Origin of the sequence: Nibribacter koreensis, from assembly GCF_039541795.1 — a bacterium.
GTDB lineage: Bacteria > Bacteroidota > Bacteroidia > Cytophagales > Hymenobacteraceae > Nibribacter > Nibribacter koreensis.
Genome location: NZ_BAABGX010000002.1, coordinates 1,465,507 through 1,482,804 on the forward strand (window position 1 = coordinate 1,465,507; position 17,298 = coordinate 1,482,804).

A 17,298-nucleotide genomic window follows, 5' to 3' on the forward strand; every position below is an offset into this window, starting at 1 on the left:
TCAACAATCTTCTGAAATAAAATTTACCTGGCCATCTTTCCTTGTTTGGCTTCTATCTCCTTCTGGATTTTGTTCAGGTCAATGGTAGAGCAAGCGCCGCCGCAGCCCTTGGCACAGCCCGTGTCCTTAGAGAAGAAACTCTTGTAGCCAATGCGCAACACGTACACGCTTGCCAGCGCGAAGAAAATGAAAATGATGATTTCCTGAATCATAGCCCTACAGATTAAACCAGCCCAACGGCCTCTCTACCCGAGATAACGCCCGCAAAGGTACAAATAGTTTAAGGGATGACAGGAATTATAGGGTGTGCTAAAGGATACTGGTGAAGTCGTTTTTTTGCTCTTTTTCTGGAAACAGGCCAAAAACGGATAGTGATGCTTTCTTAACCACCTTTAAATACATGCCCCTTGTAAATTTTAGTAGAAAGGGAACAGAGCTAACCAATAGTGAAAGTTTCTCTAGTTCGCCGCCAAGATTCTTTCAGGATGACAAAGAGGGAGAGGATGTAGTGGAAGGGATATAGTATATATGCGAAGCAATCCTTTCGGTACCCCACCCACTCTTAACTCTAAACTTTTAATTCTTAACTATCTCCAAATAGGCTCGGTCAAGGCCAGCATTTCTTGTTGAATGGCTTGGCCGTTGCTGGCGCAAATCTGCCGCCCAAACAGGTAGCCGTTTTCGCCTTTGAAGTCAGTAACCACGCCGCCCGCCTCTTGCACGATGACAGCGCCGCCTGCCACGTCCCAAGGGTTCAGGTTGAATTCAAAGAAGCCCTCAAACCGTCCGGCGGCCACGTAGGCCAAATCCACGGCGGCAGAGCCCAGTCGGCGTACGCCATGGGACTGTTGCATGAACTTGCCCAACACCTGTAGGTACTCATTCATTCTCCCGAAGTCATGGTACGGAAAACCCGTGGCAATCAGAGAATCTGCCAGAGAGCCGGCTTTGGAAACAGAGATGCGCTTTTGGTTACAGAAGGCGCCGCCGCCTTTTACGGCATGGAAACACTCGTCTTGGTTGAGCTCATGTACCACGCCTAGGACCAGTTCTTCTCTTTGGAGCAAGGCCACGCTGATGGAGTAGACTGGCAGGCCATGGATGAAGTTGGTGGTGCCGTCCAGCGGGTCAATGATCCAGTTGTATTCGTCCTTTTGGACGGAGTTGGTCCCTTCCTCGGTAATGAACCCAGCCTCTGGTAACAACTTTTGCAGGCCTTCAACCAGTTGTTGTTCGGCTTGCTTGTCCACGTAAGACACCAGGTCATTGTGGCCTTTGCGCTCCATCTTAGACACATCAAACTGCGCCGCCTCTGCCTGAATGAATGTTCTTACCTGGGCCGTGAGCGCGATGACTTGGTCTTTGAGGGATGCTAAATCTGCCATGGAGTGGATAGGTTGAAGTTTGAAATTACCGCAGCGTTCGCCAGATATAGATGGCTCTAAGTGCTAAGGTCAATACGAGCGGCAACAAGGATGGATGATATTCCTGCGGCAAAAACTTCCAGGCCACGGTTAAGAGAATCATTGCAATGCCCGTTGCCAAGAAATAAGGCTTCAACCAACGTGGCTGATTCTTCTTAAGTAATGACAAGCCGGCAATCAGGTGCATTGGGAAAGCCCATAATAGATTCAGGTTGCCGGCAAAGGACTGATGGTCGGTGCCGAACCACAGAAACAGCACCACCAACCCAAAGAAGCCGGTGAGCGAGAACAAGACCACGTCCAGACCGCGGCCAGCTTTCTTATTTCTGAACTGCAGGAACGTGATGATGGTCACTAGCACAAACAGGGTCCAGAAGACCACCATTGGCGTTAGCAGAGAATCATTAGCGGGTACTGCAGTGGCTTCAAAGTGCTTGATGACGGGTCCGGCAAAGGCCACAGGCCCATTGAGCGTTTGTAACTTGGCTTCGGCAAAGCTGGCCAATAGAAAGTCTGGCAAAAACATGGCCTCCCAAACGCCAGTTTTCTCATCTGAAGGCAAGCCCATGGCTAGGTCCACGCCCAGGTCTACCCACGGGTGCGGCGTCTGGTAAATGCCCACCATGCGTCTAAAGGTGCTAGGCGTGCCAGGTATGTCTGATGGGTATTGCAGAGAATCACCCAGCGTCTTTTTGAACACGTCCCTAATGCGGGTGGCGCAGTTGTCCTTCAGGAAATCATAGAGATACTCGCGGTTCTGGGGCTCATAGTTGGTCTCCAGAAAATCCATAACGCGTTGTTTCTGCGCCGGAGTCAGATTAAGGACCTGTTCGTAGACCGAGCGGTTGTCTTCTATGTTTCTGGCCCTCAGGTCTAAGAAATAACCCGGCGACAGCTGGTACATGAGCTTGCCCCGCACAAACTTCACATAGAAATTAGGCGTGTTAAAGTTAAAGGTGCCGTAGTTAAACGCATAGTCAATCCCTTGGACCGGGTCATAAATTCTAATGGCGCTGTGGCCATACATGGAATACAACTCGGCGCCCGGCGAAACGGTAATCAAACTAATCTGCGCCTGGGGAGACAAGGAGACCGCCTGAGCAGAAAGTGTAAACGCCAACACAAGGCATAAAGCGGCAATTCTCTGAAGGAAAGAAGGCATCATCAAACGCGAAGGGTTATTTTTTACTAAAACCGTCTACCACCACCACAAACTCGCCCTTGATGGCTTTGGTCGTGAAGATTTCGGCCAACTCAGCCAAGGTGCCGTTCAAGGTCTCTTCAAACATCTTAGAGATTTCCCTGGAGACGGAGGCCTGACGCTCTGGTCCAAAGACCTCTTTGAACTGTTCCAAGGTTTTAAGCACCCGGTGCGGCGATTCGTAGAAAATCATGGTGCGCTCTTCCTGGGCCAGGCTTTGCAGACGCGTCTGACGACCTTTCTTCACGGGCAGGAAACCTTCAAATGTAAACCTGTCCGTACTGAACCCTGATTTTACCAAGGCCGGCACGAAGGCAGTAGCCCCGGGCAGACATTCTAGCTTGATGCCTTCCTGCACGCAGGCGCGTACCAGCAAAAAGCCAGGGTCTGAGATGCCGGGCGTGCCCGCGTCTGAGATTAGGGCCATTTTCTCGCCTTTCTTGAGGCGTTCCACCAAGTGCGCCACGGCCTTGTGCTCATTGTGCAGGTGGTGGCTGTGCATGCGCTTCTCAATGCCCAGGTGGTTGAGCAGTTTGCCGCTGGTGCGGGTATCTTCAGCGAGGATTACGTCTACTTCCTTTAGAATCCTGATGGCACGCAAGGTGATGTCCTCCAGGTTGCCAATGGGCGTGGGCACTAAATACAAAACGGTTTCTTCTTGGGGCTGGGCCATAGCCCAAAGATAGTGCTTTTTGAGTTCTGAGTCTTGAGTCTAGAGTGGCGAGTCTGGTAAGATGAAATTTTATGTCGTGCTCATTAATACCAGTTCTGGTATGAGAATTATTAGGGAAAGCGGTAGTGAAGATAATTCTCCCCTTGAGGATTGCCCAAACGAGCGTTTGAGGCAGCGAGCGCAGCTCAGTAGAGGGGGTGTTTACATCAGTAGATGAAGCCTACAGAAGAAAGCAATGCACCAGAGACAAGGCAGTGTTTGGTTTCTATATCAGCAGATAAAAAGCCCCTCTCCGTTGGGGAGGGGTTGGGGTGGGGCTCCCCTCATCCTAGCCTTCTGCCTCAGGGAGAAAAGACTACCTTGATTCGTTTTTGGCCTGTTTTGCGCAAAACAGGCCAAAAACGGAGCTTCTATTGGCCTAGGGTCTTGGCTATTTCATCAATCTGCTTGGCCAATTCCCAGTCTTTCTCAGTGACGGTATTGCCGGCGTCATGTGTGGTGAGTTCAATGTTTACTTTGTTGTACACGTTGCTCCACCACGGGTGGTGGTTGAGGTGTTCGGCAGCCTCGGCCACTTCACTCATGAACACGAAGGCCTCTTTAAAGTCCTTGAACGTGAAGCTCTTTTTCAAGCTGTTATCTTCTTCTTGCCACATGTTGCTGTCTTTTTTTGGTGAGCTAAGGCAATGTACAAAGAGCGTGCCTTGCTTGTATATGCTGGCTTCGTTTTTGGCTTATTTTCCAGAAATCAGACCAAAAACGCCTCCTTTCTTTTGGTGGGTTCCGTATCTCCTAATTCCGTTCATCTTAAGACTAGTTTATCCTGAAGTGGCTTTTTTAATGAATAGAACACCAATCAGCAACTAACAACCAATCAGCAATAAGACTATGGCAGATAAGAATCCGAAGAAGGTGCCAGACCAGCACCAAAGCAAGCAACCGGGCATGGAGCATAAAATGACGCCTGAGCCCATTGTGATACGTGACAACTACAAAGGAAGCGACAAGCTCAAAGGCAAAAAAGCCCTCATCACGGGCGGTGACAGCGGTATTGGCCGGGCCGTAGCCGTGCACTTTGCCAGAGAGGGCGCCGATGTGGCCATTGTGTACCTGGACGAAAACCAGGACGCCAAAGACACTCAGAAAATGGTAGAGAAAGAGGGCCGCAAGTGCGTACTCATCAAAGGCGACCTGCGCGACGAGAAATTCTGCAAGGAGGCCGTGAAGCGCACCGTGAAAGAACTGGGTGGATTGAACATATTAGTAAACAACGCCGCCGAGCAGCATGAAAAGGAAGACCTGCGGGAAATCACCGCTGAGCAGCTGGAGAATACCTTCAAGACCAACATCTTCTCTTTCTTCTATGTAACGCAGGCCGCTTTAGATCATTTGCAGAAGGGGGATTCCGTGATCAACACTACCTCTATTACGTCCTACCGCGGGTCTGACCATTTAATTGACTATTCGGCCACCAAAGGAGCCATCACCACCTTCACCCGGTCATTGTCTCAAAACTTGGCCAAGGAGGGCATCAGGGTGAATGCCGTAGCGCCGGGCCCCATCTGGACGCCCCTTATTCCGGCTACCTTAGAAGAGGTGGGAGACTTCGGGAAAAACCAACCCATGGGTAGATTGGGGCAGCCCTCTGAGGTAGCGCCAGCGTATGTGTTTCTTGCTTCTGAGGACGGTTCTTACATTACGGGCCAAGTCATACACATTAACGGCGGTGAGATGATAAACGGGTAAAGGCTCAACCTTTCCACGTGGAAAAGAGTAAACTACCAGACAATATTCACCTAATTCTAACGCCTATGGCTACCGAAGATAAACAATACCCCAACGGTCATGACAGACCAGTGAGGGTCATTGACGACACGTCCACCAATATGGAGGACATGATGGCCGGACACATTATTCCGGGCGCAGATCCGCCCAAGAACGAGGCCCAGCGCGGCGGCTTCGGGAACCGTGACGGCAAAGAGGGCTACGGCTCTGACAGCTCTGACGGCCCGTCTAGCGTCAGCGTGAACGAGGACGCCGACAGCACCGAGCATCCGAAGGACAACATGCGCACCGATGACGAAGGACGCGGCACCTGATTACGCGCAGCGTCCCTTTAATTGAATTGTTGAACATTAGCAGAAAAGGAGGAAATCATGCCCTATAAAAGCAATAGCACCAACCAGCAAGGCAGTGAGAACAAAGGAAACCCATCTGGCCGCGGCCAAAGCAAGGCCGAGGTAAAACAACCGGGCAATCCAGATCAAATCAAGCGTGACTAGGAGATTGTGTCTAAACATGTGCGTGAAGGCGAACGTGCCGCTCCAGACGCTGTCACGCACCCCAACCGTAACACCAATAAAGAGGATATAGACAAACCGTCTTACGGCGGAGGCTCTTAGTTGAAATATCCTAAATGGATGAAAAACACCTTCCTTTGCGGGAAGGTGTTTTTTTATGCCCGTTTTCAGCCTGTTTTCCAGAAAATATACCAAAAACGGAATATCCTAAGAAGTGATATGCTATTATAAACTTGGGCTTAAAAGTTTATGCCTATATTTAGCTTCTCAAGTCCATTCCCCCATGGCCCGTTACGCTATTTCTGACATACACGGTTGTTTGGCCACCTTCAAGGCCTTGGTGGAGCAGGTGCTTAAACTTGAGCTTCATGATCATCTCTATCTTCTAGGCGATTACATCAACAAAGGGCCAGATAGCAAGGGTGTGTTAGATTACATCCTGCACTTGCAACGCCAAGGCTACCAACTCACCTGCCTTCGCGGCAACCATGACCAACTTCTGCTTGATGCCTTAGACAAAGGCGTTCATACCGTCTGGCTCACCCCTGAAGAACAGCAAGACACCCTCCGCAACTTTGGGGTAGAGCGGTTTGAGGACATTCCTGAGATGTATATCCAATTCATCAGGTCTATGCCCCTGCTGGTTGTACTAGATGATTATATCTTGGTACACGCCGGACTGGACTTCTCCCAAGCCAATCTGTTAGCCACTGATTCTTGCACGCTTTTGAATATCAAGCGCTTTCAGCCTTCTGTGAAAAAACTAGGAAAAAGGATTTTGCTTCATGGTCACCTGCCGGTTTCTAAGGCCAGCATAGAGAAGGTCGTCAAACAGAACAGGATAAGCGTGAACTTGGATGCCGGTTGTGTTTACTATAAGAACGCTGAATTTGGCTGGCTGTGCGGCTATACTTTAGATAAGCGACAGTTGTTATGGCAGAGGAATATAGAAGATGAATATGCAATTAAAGTAAAAGTGTAGGATTAGCAGAGGTCTTGGAGTTTGGGTTGTGTAGTTTTTTAAGTGTGTAGATATATTTAAATCCAATGGTAATTGTTACATTATTAGGATGTTGTGCGTCTTTCTTTGTTCTAACTATAATTCTATAAATTGATTTATGGTTATTAGATTGAACTTAATTAAAAGGGTTTTGCTTGATTAATTTGGACTTTAATATATAAGATTTACATATTGAGAGTTGCCTATATTTAATTAAAAAAATGCGATAGCATTGTAATAGTGTTGAATAGCTAAGTAAAATAACATATTTTTGTCATAATTAATAACATCCTAAAATAGAAAGACTTATGAGGGGAACATCTACTAAACTTATACAATGGCTTGTTGCACTTGTTGGAATACTGCTGATTGTAGCCGTAGGGCCAGTTGTTTCAGCAAAGGCTGTCACTAAATCATTGGATAAAGTTGAGAGCTTATCAAATAAATCATCTAGAGCTTTTGCCGAGCTTAACAATGCTTCTGCATTAAAAGGAGCAATCTTTAGCTTAGAAAGATCTTACAGATTTATTACTAAGCAATATTATTGGGTAGGTGGTGCTGGTGCCTGGGAGGATGTTAGCCATTGGGCCACTACCTCTGGTGGAGCAATGTTACATACTGCGCTGCCAACAGCAGAAGATGATGTCTTCTTTGATGCCAACTCATTTACGGCAGACAATCAGACTGTGTCTTTGAATGATACTGCACGTGTAAGAAACATTTCATGGTTAGGTGTGAGACCTTCCCGTTTTGACTGGAATGACAAGGTCTTGCAAGTGTATGGATCTTATGATAGAACAACAAATGCTTCTTTTATAGATGGTGTAAAACTTGTTTTTAAGTCTAATTCTACAGGTAATACTATTTCCTCGAATAACACACCCTTATTTTCTGGATCAAGTGTAACTTTTGATGGGTTAGGTGGTGAGTGGACTTTGCAAGATGATATGAATACAAACGGTTCTTATTTGTATTTAAATGCAGGAACGCTGAACACAAATAACAAGACAGTTTCTATTCGTAGATTATATTCAACTGCGACAAACTCAAGAGTTCTAAATTTGGGTGCTTCTGAATTGACTGGATTAGATGAATGGCAAGTTAACGCTTCGCTCGTGTTAAACAGTGGCACTTCTATAATTCGGTTGAATCATCCAGATATCTCACATGCTTTTGCTGGTGCTGGACTATCTTATAATCAAGTATTTCTAAATAGTGTTTCTACTACCATCTCAGGGGCAAATACCTTTCAAGTCTTAACTATTGCCTCTGGCAAGACAGTTCGTTTTCCTACTGGTTTAACCACTACTGTTAATCAATTGTCAAGCAATGGCAGCTGCGGTAATTATACAACTTTGGAGTCTACCTCGGCAATTCAAACTGTTCTTAATGTGACAGGAAGTTCCACTTCATTCTCATCAGTTGTAGTTAAAGGCATAAAGTCTATTCAACCTCTCACTGCTACTAACTCCTTAGATGGTGGAAATAACACAAACTGGACGTTTAGTAGTGGCTCGCAACAAACATTCTATTGGGTAGGTGGATCAGGGAACTGGAGTGATCCAACACATTGGAGCTCAACTTCTGGTGGTGCTCCAAATGGGGCATGTGCACCTGGTCCATTTGACAATGTAATATTCGATTCAAATTCTTTGAGTGCTGGTGAAACAGTGACCTTAGATCAAGCAAATGTTTATGTAAATAGCATTTCTGGGTTAGGAGTAACAGCAAATTCAACCTTTAATTTAGCTGGTAAAACTTTACAAGTCGGTGGTTCCATGGAAATGTCAGCAAACATAAGCTATGGCATAACTAAGGGAATAATAGTATTTACTTCTTCTAATTTAGGTGAAAAGTTGAATTTTGGAAATGGTGTTCTTCCAAACGGAACTATCATGACCTTTTCTGGCAGCGGAGAATATAGCTTGAATTCTGGTTTGAATGTTGGTCAAAGTGGCAGAATTAACCTAAATGCTGGTCAGTTAAAAACGAATAATCAGCAAGTTTTAGTTGGTTCTATTTATTCCACTGGAACTGTAGCTAGAACATTAGATTTAGGTGCGTCATCTATTTCGGGTTTATCAGTTTGGAGTTTGACAAATACCGGGCTGACTTTTAATAAGGGAACATCTACCTTAATATTTGATGGCTCTTCAATTGCTCATACTTTTGCTGGTGCTGGATTTACTTACAACGCAGTTACTTTTCAAGCGACGTCTACAACTATCTCCGGGGTAAATAACTTTGCCAGTCTATCTATATTGCCTGGTAAGGCTCTGCGTTTACCAGCAAATGTGCTAACTACAGTAGGCAATCTTGTTATGAATGGAGACTGTGCTGGTTATACTAAATTAGAGTCAACAAGCGTGGGAGTTAAGGCTACCCTTTCGGTGACTGGTACAAACAGGATGTTTAATTACATAGCAGTAAAGGATATTGCAGCTTCACCTAATACATTAACTGCAATTAATAGCGCAAATGGAGGTAATACAACTGGATGGTCTATTAATAGTGTAGAAACAGTGTCAACTTATTACTGGGTTGGTGGAACTGGAAATTGGAGCGATACTAATCATTGGGCAACCACATCAGGAGGGGTTGCTGCAATTTGTAGCCCAGGTCCTAATGATAACGTCGTTTTTGATGCAAATTCATTCACCGCTTCAGGTCAAAAAGTCACATTAGATCAGCCTACTTCTTACGTGAATAATATCACATGGGAATCAGGTGTGAATAATCCAGTATTCAACTTAAATGGGAAAGTACTGCAAGTTTCAGGAGAAACTAAGCTTAGTAATAATATGAATATGGGGACAGTAAAAGGGACCCTCATATTTGATTCAAAGAATTTCTTTACTAATGTGGATTTAGGTGGTTTGTCTCTTGTTAATGGAACAACAGTGACTTTCAATGGCACTAGTAATTATTTGTTAGCAAATAAATTAGACTTAGGCAATGCAGGTAGAATTAACCTAAATTCAGGTAGTCTTTTGACAAATAATAAAGAGATAGTCACTGGTTCATTCTATTCTACGTCTACTACTGTAAGATCTTTAAATTTAGGGAGCTCAACAATAATTGGATTGTCAGTATGGAGCATTACTGCAACAAACTTGACTTTAGAGGCAAGCAATTCTTTCTTGAATTTTAACAACCCAGCTACCGCCCATACCTTCACCGGAGGAGGAAAAGTTTATAACAATGTTTCCTTCAATGGAGCAACTACTACTGTTAATAACTCCAATACTTTTAAAATGGTGACAGTGGCAGGAGGTAAAACATTGAATTTGCAGTCAGGACAAAAGCAAACAATGGAAGAATTAGTAACAAGTAGCATTGCTCCATTAACTACTTTGAAGTCGTCTTCTATGGGAAGTTCTGCTTTAGCTATTAGTTCAGAAGAGTTCTGCTCTGATTACTTGGCTATACAGAATGTGACTGTTTCTGGTACTGCTACATTCTATGCCGGAACCAATAGTACACTAACAGGTACTACTACAGGTTGGGATGCTGGCGGTTGTGATGTTGTTTATGCTCCAGAATCTGATTCAGCAAGAGATATTTGTAATAATACAGAGGCTATTACATCAACAGGTTCTAACCAATGGCAAGAGCTGCGCTATGATGGTAAATTGGTAGCAGCCATTAAGGATGGTGGTAATGTATTGGGTAATGTGTATGTAGCCTTTACAATTAATTCAAACAATAGTAGAGAAGGAGTAAATGCTAACATCGCTCCACGCAACTGGACTATAGCATCAGAAAATCAACCTAATCCATTGCAACCTGTAAGCATTAGGTTCTATGGAATGGTAGAAGAGTTTAATGATTTTAACAATAGTGTAAACGGAGGTTATACATTAGAAGATTTATCTATATCTAAATACAGCGGATCATTAGAGGATTGCTCATATGAGAATAGCTACGTAGTGGCGGAAGGAGAAGGCAAAACTGAGGTAGTTCACTATAAGTCGCCAACCTATACTGTTAAAGGGAATTACTTTATTGCTGAACTTCCTGCTGTATACGGCTTCTCAGAGTTTTATATGCATGATGGTGCAGTTGCTTTGGAATTCCCTGTGAACCCACTTCCAGTAGAACTAGTTAACTTCAACGCTACGCCAACGGCATCAGGTGCTAAGCTTATGTGGCAGACGGCTTCTGAGCAAGACAATGCCTACTTTGAAGTACAGTCAACCAACAACCTGAAGTCTGGTGAGTTCAAGACGTTGGGACGTGTAAATACCAAAGATGCTAATAGTAACACCTTGCTTTCATACGAATTCTTAGATGCGACTGCTGCCAGAGGAACTGCTGTGTACTACCGCTTAAAGCAAGTAGACATAGATGGTACATTTGAGTATAGCAAAGTGGTGTCAGTAAACATCAAGCAAGCAGCCAAAGGAAAAGGCTTGGTGAACGTGTATCCAAATCCATTCAAGGGGCAAATCAACCTTGAGATAGAAATAGAGCAGGCCGGAGAATTAGTAGCCACGCTGTATGACGCCAGAGGCTACAAAGTGTTCGCAAAATCTATATCGGTAGAGGTAGGCGCCAGCAGCATCTTGGTTGACTTGCCTACTAACTTAAGAACGGGTCTATACTTCTTGACTACGCAAGTTGACGGTACTACTAAAACCACACGCTTGATCAAAGAATAAGCAATCATGCAAATAGAAAAAGCCTTGGCCATAGCCAAGGCTTTTTTTTTGCCTATTCCCGTAAAGCAAGCAGGCGCCTACTAAACCTCTAGGACAAAGCATTGGTTAATTGGCGCTTTCCCTGTACTTTTGAGAACCTAAACACCACCAACGTATGCAACGCGACCAACAGATTTTCGACCTTATCCAAAAAGAGCACGAGCGCCAACTACACGGCATTGAGTTAATTGCTTCAGAGAACTTTGTTTCTGAGCAGGTAATGCAGGCCATGGGCAGCGTGATGACGAATAAGTACGCAGAAGGTTTGCCAAACAAGCGCTACTATGGTGGTTGTGAGATTGTAGACCAGTCTGAGCAATTGGCCATAGACCGCGCCAAGCAGCTCTTCAACGCAGAGTGGGTGAACGTACAGCCGCACTCTGGTGCTCAGGCCAATGCGGCCGTGATGCTAGGCGTCTTGTCGCCGGGTGACACTATTCTGGGTTTCGACCTGTCCCATGGCGGACACTTGACGCACGGGTCTCCGGTGAACTTCTCGGGTAAGCTGTACAGACCTGTCTTCTATGGTGTAGAGCAAGAGACCGGTGAAATTGATTGGGATAAGATCATGGAGGTGGCTCAGCGTGAGAAACCGAAGCTGATTATCTGCGGTGCCTCAGCGTATTCGCGGGACTGGAACTACCAGAAGATTAGAGAAGCCGCTGATGCCGTTGGGGCTTTGGTGTTGGCCGATATCTCACACCCAGCAGGCTTAATTGCCACGGGCTTGTTGAATGACCCATTTGATCATTGTCATATTGTAACCACTACCACGCACAAAACCTTGAGAGGCCCGCGCGGGGGTATGATCATGATGCGCAAGGACTTTGAAAACCCGTTTGGCTTGAAGACGCCGAAGGGTGAGGTACGCATGATGTCTGCCCTGCTGGACAGTGCCGTATTCCCGGGTACGCAAGGTGGTCCTTTGGAGCACGTAATCGCTGCTAAAGCAGTTGCGTTCTTTGAGGCTTTGACACCGTCGTTCAAGGAATACCAGTTACAAGTGCAGAAAAACGCGCAGATGTTGGCGCAAGGGTTTGTGAATAGAGGCTATCAGTTGATTTCTGGCGGCACAGACAACCACTTGATGTTGATAGACTTGCGCTCTAAAGGCCTGACCGGTAAACTAGCTGAGAATACTCTGATTAAAGCGGATATTACCATCAACAAGAACATGGTGCCGTTTGATGACAAGTCACCATTTGTGACTTCCGGAATCCGGATTGGCTCGGCTGCCGTAACTACCCGTGGACTGAAAGAACAGGACATGGACCGCGTGGTGGAGTACATTGACCGAGTGCTTATGAACCATGACAATGACACCATTCTTTCTGACACCAGAAAAGAAATCAACAGCTGGATGCAACAGTTCCCGCTGTTTAGCTATTAATACTCAAATTAACCCATGACCTTACGTTCCGGAGAGGTGGCTGTGCAGGAAGCTGAAGAACATGAAATGACCTTTTTGGACCACCTGGAGGCATTGAGGTGGCACTTGATCAGGGCGGCCATTGCAGTGGTGGTGTTTACCGTGCTGGCGTTCAGCTTTCCAGAGATTGTCTTCACTAAGATTATCCTGGGGCCGTCGCGCGTAGACTTCTTTACCTACAAGAAACTGTGCGAACTGGGCGTCTACCTCAATTCTAGCGGGCTCTGCATAGACAAGCTGCCGTTTGTTTTGCAAAGCAGAGAGCTGTCGGCGCAGTTTACCATGCACATGACCAGTTCCTTTGTGATTGGTATCTTGTTGGCGTTCCCGTATCTATTTTGGGAAATCTGGCGGTTTATAAGGCCAGGTCTTTACCCACATGAGCGGCAGAACTCTAGAGGAGCGGTGTTCTTTGTTTCGTTCCTGTTCCTGCTAGGGTGCGTGTTTGGGTATTTCATTGTGTCACCGCTCTCCATTAACTTCTTAGCCAACTACCAGGTAGACCCCAGCATCAGGAATGACATTGACTTGTCTGCCTACGTGTCTACGTTGATGACCATTGTGCTGTCCTGCGGCATCATGTTTGAGTTGCCCATGGTGGTGTTCTTCTTATCAAGAGCCGGCTTGGTAAGCCCAGAATTGATGAAACTGTACCGCAAGCACGCCATTGTGGTGATCATGATAGTGGCCGCCATCTTGTCGCCGCCAGATATCCTGAGCATGACCTTGATGGGCATTCCGTTGCTGTTACTCTATGAAGTGAGCATTCACATCTCCTGGATGGTACGCAGACGTGACGTGGCCAGATTAAACAAACAAGCTACTTCTTAACCCAGAATCATATGAAAATTGCACTAGGCGGCGATCATGCTGGTTTTCAATACAAAGAGCTACTCAAGACGCAGTTAGAGGAATTGGGGCATGAGATGAAGGATTTCGGACCTTTCTCTGAGGAGTCTGTAGACTACCCAGACTTTGTGCACCCATTGTCAAGTGCCGTAGAAAAGCAGGAATATGACCTGGGTATCTTGATCTGCGGAAGCGGAAACGGCGTGGCCATGACGGCCAACAAGCACGCCGGTATCAGAGCTGCCCTCTGCTGGAACAAAGAGCTAGCCGAGCTGGCAAAGTCCCATAACAATGCCAACGTGCTATGCATTCCGGCAAGGTTTGTATCTGAGGAAATAGCCAAGGACATGGTAGCGGCATTTTTGTCTACACCCTTTGAGGGCGGACGCCATCAGAACAGAGTGGCTAAGATTGCCTGCTCCTAAGCGGTAGATCTATTTACAAGGCAAAAGCCGTTTTTGGCCTGATTTCCTGAAATCAGGCCAAAAACGGCTTTCTTAATTAATGGATGATATAAATGCTGAGAGTATCAGAGTAGGTTTACTACCTACTTCTAGTTTTCTATAATTGACGAACGCAGTACATTCAAATAAAGCCTCAAGTATTTCAGGTGCACGGGTTTTTAACAATTTACAGTTTTCAATTTGGATTAAGATTGGCTCTTCTTCAGACATCTCATCTACGCAGTCAATCCAAGCGTTCATGTTTTCTCCATAATAATCAGGGAATCCTAAGACGTGTTTAATTTCCTTGTGGAAGGAGTCCCAATCCGCTATGTTTTCTCCTTTTAGATAGAAGCTTTTCATGTGGGTGGCTAAGATAGAAGAAGAGTTACCTCACCCGCTTATACACCAACCCGTTCTCTAGGCGCTCATAGCGGTTAAACAAAGCAGGAAGTTTGTACTGTAACTCAGGCATGAGGCCTTGCTGGTCTATGATATAAGTGGGCGGCGCTTTGCGTAGGTCTTGATAGATGGTAAAGAGCGCATCATACTTGGCCAGGTGCCCAAAGTAGGGCTGAGCCAGATCCCAGCGCAGGAAAGGAGATCCTAGGCTGTTCTGCTGGTAATAGTTTAAATCTGAGCCCAGCACCAGAAGACGTTCATCTTTGACCTGTTGGTATTTGGGTAGATCGCTTACTTGGATTAGTTCTGGTTGAATGCCTAAAGTGGAATATACCAAACCTAATGGATTAAAGCGCATAAAGAGCGCGCCTGCCAATAAGACCAGAAAAAAGACCTCATTGATCAACACCTTCTTACCCGTCCATTGGGTGAACAGAAATACCCCAAAATAGGCAATGATAGGCATGAACAAAATTAAGCCTTTGGCAGACCCGTCATGACCACTCACCAGCACCAACCCCGTTACAATGAGCCAGATGAGCATAAACTGCAAGAAACGCGCCTGGTAGTTTAAGCCTAAGTTGACCAGTGGCAAGGTAATCAAGGCCAACGCCAGTACGCCCAAAGGAATAGAGCCTACCTTCAATACCTGCACAATAGGCAATACAAACGTGAACTTGAACTGCCAGGACCAAGCCAGGCCCAACTCCAGGAACGGCATCAATGAGTCTTGGTACAGAAAGTACGTGATGGCCACGCTAAACGGGAAAACGAAGCCCGTAATGAGCAAAAGCGTGCTTCTGACCGCGCTGGAGGCAAAGTAGATGATGGCAAAAAAGCCTAACACCAAGAACCAGATAAAAGGCAAGTAGCATAGCGCCGCCAAACCCAGCATGAAGCCTGCCTTGAACAACCGCTGCGCATTGGAGCCATCCTTAGAGATGGCCGTCAAACTATAGACGCCCAGCAAGACAAACGTATGGCCGAAAAGCAACGGCGACAGTACATCCAACTCAAAAAAGACGCTGCTGAACACCAGATAGAACAATGCCGGCAAAAAAGACTTCTGGGGGTGGACCTGGTTTCTGTTGAAGATGAAATTGAGCAAGAAGGCCTGGTAGAGGGTCAAGAACAAAGCCACCAAGCGGTGCGCCAGATAAGACTTCCCAAAGAAAGCGTCCAGCCATTTGTACAACCCGGCGGTGAGCGGCGCGGTGGTGTCATAGACGTCCTGGTACATGGTAAAACCAGCTTGCAGGCGCTCGCCCAAGAGCACGTGGTGCAACTCTGTAAGGGTGGCAGGCAAACCAAAGAATAGCAACGGTAGCCGAATCAAGAGAAACAGCAACACCAGCACTACCCACCTGGAGGGAAACAAACTACGGAAGAAACGTATCAAGAGGGAACGCAGAAGAGCCGGCCCACAAAGAGGACGGCGGTTTGTGAAGTAAAAATGTGAAATTAATGCGATATTTGTCGAACCATGGATAGTAAACGCCAACAAAAATTCGCCCGACTGATACAAAAAGAGCTGGCTGAAATCTTTCAGCGAGACGTTTCTCACTTGTTTCAGGGGTCCTATATATCAATAAGCGGAGTACGCGTGTCACCAGATTTGGGCGTGGCCAAGACGCATTTGAGCTTTCTGCTCAACCCCAACGGCAAAGATCTGCTCAAAGAGATACAGTTTCATACCAAGACCATTCGGCATGAGCTGGCCAAGCGCATCAGAAACCAGGTGCGCGTAGTGCCCGAGTTGATTTTCTACATAGATGAAAGCGCTGAGTACGCTGCCAAGATGGACAAGATCATTTCGCAGCTAGACATTCCCGGCGAATCCAAAGAAGACCCTACCAACCCGTTCCATTCTCCAGAAGATGAGGAGGAAGACGACTTCTATGACGAAGACGAAGACCTGGAGAACGAGGAAGAGGACGAAGACACCCGCGACCGCTAGACTGCGCCGTCGCTCACCAAGCCTGAGATACTAAACCCAACATGCAGTACGATCCTATCAAGCGCGTCTTAGGTGACGCGTTCAATAAAACCCCATTCCTGCGCAAGGTTTTCTACAACCTGCTAGACTTGCTTTTACTTAGAACCTGGCACATTCACAAAGAACTGAGAGCCTGGGGAAAAGGCAGACGCCAACAACCGCTTCAGATCCTGGATGCGGGGTCTGGCTTCGGGCAGTATTCTTACTACCTAACTGGCATGAGCGAGAAATGGCGCGTGTTGGCCGTAGACGTGAAGGATGAGCAGATTGCAGACTGCACCAACTTCTTCCAGAAGATCAACCGCCGCAACGTGATCTTCCGCAAGGAGGACCTGGTGACCTACCGCGAGCCGCAGGAGACCTTTGACCTGGTCCTTTCTGTAGACGTGATGGAGCATATCTTAGAAGACGTAGAAGTGTTCAAGAACTTCTACGCCTCTATGAAGCCCGGCGGAATGGTGTTGATTTCTACGCCTTCAGACCAAGGTGGCTCAGACGTGCACGGTGATGATGAGAGCTCCTTCATTGAAGAGCACGTGCGCGACGGCTACAACATTCAAGAGATACAAAACAAATTGAAGAGTGCTGGCTTTAGCCGTACAGAGGCGCATTATTCCTACGGCACGCCGGGCAAGATTTCCTGGCGCCTGAGCATGAAGTACCCTATCTTGATGCTGGGCGCTTCTAAGCTGTTCTTTGTCATTTTGCCATTCTATTATTTGATAGTATACCCGTTCTGTCTGGTATTAAACTGGCTGGACACCAACACCCGGCATGAAACAGGCACGGGATTGATTGTGAAAGCCTGGAAATAGCAGAAACCTTCTCTTAATGAGGCGGTTCTTACTAGCAGAGAAGGACGAAGGCGTTTTTGGCTTGTT

Annotated in this window: 17 protein-coding genes; 10 read left to right on the forward strand and 7 right to left on the reverse strand. The window is 46.4% G+C overall.

Going from position 1 to position 17,298, the window contains the following annotated elements; genetic code table 11:
* Positions 1 to 23 precede the first annotated feature (23 nt).
* From ABD880_RS13605 to ABD880_RS13625, 5 genes are all read right to left on the reverse strand, one after another.
* Positions 24 to 212 carry a FeoB-associated Cys-rich membrane protein gene (locus tag ABD880_RS13605; RefSeq protein WP_345167111.1) on the reverse strand — a complete coding sequence of 63 codons (189 nt, stop codon included), beginning with the start codon at positions 210 to 212 and terminating at the stop codon, positions 24 to 26.
* A 375-nt stretch (positions 213 to 587) separates the two neighbouring features.
* Positions 588 to 1,385, reverse strand: coding sequence for an inositol monophosphatase family protein (locus ABD880_RS13610; protein WP_345167114.1), 798 nt, complete (start codon positions 1,383 to 1,385; stop codon positions 588 to 590).
* A gap of 25 nt (positions 1,386 to 1,410) precedes the next feature.
* Positions 1,411 to 2,547, reverse strand: coding sequence for an Lnb N-terminal periplasmic domain-containing protein (locus ABD880_RS13615; RefSeq protein WP_345167117.1), 1,137 nt, complete (start codon positions 2,545 to 2,547; stop codon positions 1,411 to 1,413).
* Between the two features lie 55 nt (positions 2,548 to 2,602).
* Complete coding sequence (rsmI, locus tag ABD880_RS13620; protein ID WP_345167120.1) at positions 2,603 to 3,298, reverse strand: 16S rRNA (cytidine(1402)-2'-O)-methyltransferase; 696 nt, start codon at positions 3,296 to 3,298, stop codon at positions 2,603 to 2,605.
* A gap of 410 nt (positions 3,299 to 3,708) precedes the next feature.
* Complete coding sequence (locus ABD880_RS13625) at positions 3,709 to 3,954, reverse strand: 4a-hydroxytetrahydrobiopterin dehydratase (protein ID WP_345167122.1); 246 nt, start codon at positions 3,952 to 3,954, stop codon at positions 3,709 to 3,711.
* Positions 3,955 to 4,186: 232 nt separating this feature from the next.
* Here ABD880_RS13625 and ABD880_RS13630 point away from each other — a divergent pair, with 232 nt between their 5' ends.
* From ABD880_RS13630 to rpiB, 8 genes are all read left to right on the forward strand, one after another.
* Positions 4,187 to 5,044, forward strand: coding sequence for an SDR family oxidoreductase (locus ABD880_RS13630; RefSeq protein WP_345167125.1), 858 nt, complete (start codon positions 4,187 to 4,189; stop codon positions 5,042 to 5,044).
* Positions 5,045 to 5,109: 65 nt separating this feature from the next.
* Complete coding sequence (locus ABD880_RS13635) at positions 5,110 to 5,397, forward strand: hypothetical protein (protein ID WP_345167128.1); 288 nt, start codon at positions 5,110 to 5,112, stop codon at positions 5,395 to 5,397.
* 57 nt (positions 5,398 to 5,454) lie between these two features.
* On the forward strand, positions 5,455 to 5,580 hold the full coding sequence (locus tag ABD880_RS13640; protein ID WP_345167130.1) for a hypothetical protein: 126 nt from the start codon (positions 5,455 to 5,457) through the stop codon (positions 5,578 to 5,580).
* Between the two features lie 301 nt (positions 5,581 to 5,881).
* Entirely contained in the window at positions 5,882 to 6,580 is a 699-nt protein-coding gene (locus ABD880_RS13645) for a metallophosphoesterase family protein (RefSeq protein WP_345167134.1), read from the forward strand.
* Positions 6,581 to 6,906: 326 nt separating this feature from the next.
* Complete coding sequence (locus ABD880_RS13650) at positions 6,907 to 11,259, forward strand: T9SS type A sorting domain-containing protein (protein ID WP_345167137.1); 4,353 nt, start codon at positions 6,907 to 6,909, stop codon at positions 11,257 to 11,259.
* A gap of 154 nt (positions 11,260 to 11,413) precedes the next feature.
* Complete coding sequence (locus ABD880_RS13655; protein ID WP_345167140.1) at positions 11,414 to 12,688, forward strand: serine hydroxymethyltransferase; 1,275 nt, start codon at positions 11,414 to 11,416, stop codon at positions 12,686 to 12,688.
* 15 nt (positions 12,689 to 12,703) lie between these two features.
* Positions 12,704 to 13,558 (forward strand): twin-arginine translocase subunit TatC, encoded by an 855-nt coding sequence (gene tatC, locus ABD880_RS13660; RefSeq protein WP_345167142.1) that lies wholly within the window; start codon positions 12,704 to 12,706, stop codon positions 13,556 to 13,558.
* An 11-nt stretch (positions 13,559 to 13,569) separates the two neighbouring features.
* Positions 13,570 to 14,001: a ribose 5-phosphate isomerase B gene (gene rpiB, locus ABD880_RS13665; RefSeq protein ID WP_345167144.1), complete on the forward strand. Its 432-nt coding sequence runs from the start codon at positions 13,570 to 13,572 to the stop codon at positions 13,999 to 14,001.
* 72 nt (positions 14,002 to 14,073) lie between these two features.
* Here the strand turns inward: rpiB and ABD880_RS13670 are convergent, their stop codons facing one another.
* Positions 14,074 to 14,382 (reverse strand): barstar family protein, encoded by a 309-nt coding sequence (locus ABD880_RS13670; RefSeq protein WP_345167146.1) that lies wholly within the window; start codon positions 14,380 to 14,382, stop codon positions 14,074 to 14,076.
* A 25-nt stretch (positions 14,383 to 14,407) separates the two neighbouring features.
* Positions 14,408 to 15,820 (reverse strand): hypothetical protein, encoded by a 1,413-nt coding sequence (locus tag ABD880_RS13675; protein WP_345167149.1) that lies wholly within the window; start codon positions 15,818 to 15,820, stop codon positions 14,408 to 14,410.
* A gap of 84 nt (positions 15,821 to 15,904) precedes the next feature.
* On the opposite strand from ABD880_RS13675, the gene rbfA reads away from it, so the two are divergent.
* Both rbfA and ABD880_RS13685 read left to right on the forward strand, forming a co-directional pair.
* Positions 15,905 to 16,378, forward strand: coding sequence for a 30S ribosome-binding factor RbfA (gene rbfA / locus ABD880_RS13680; RefSeq protein ID WP_345167151.1), 474 nt, complete (start codon positions 15,905 to 15,907; stop codon positions 16,376 to 16,378).
* Positions 16,379 to 16,419: 41 nt separating this feature from the next.
* Complete coding sequence (locus ABD880_RS13685) at positions 16,420 to 17,232, forward strand: class I SAM-dependent methyltransferase (RefSeq protein WP_345167154.1); 813 nt, start codon at positions 16,420 to 16,422, stop codon at positions 17,230 to 17,232.
* Positions 17,233 to 17,298 lie beyond the last annotated feature (66 nt).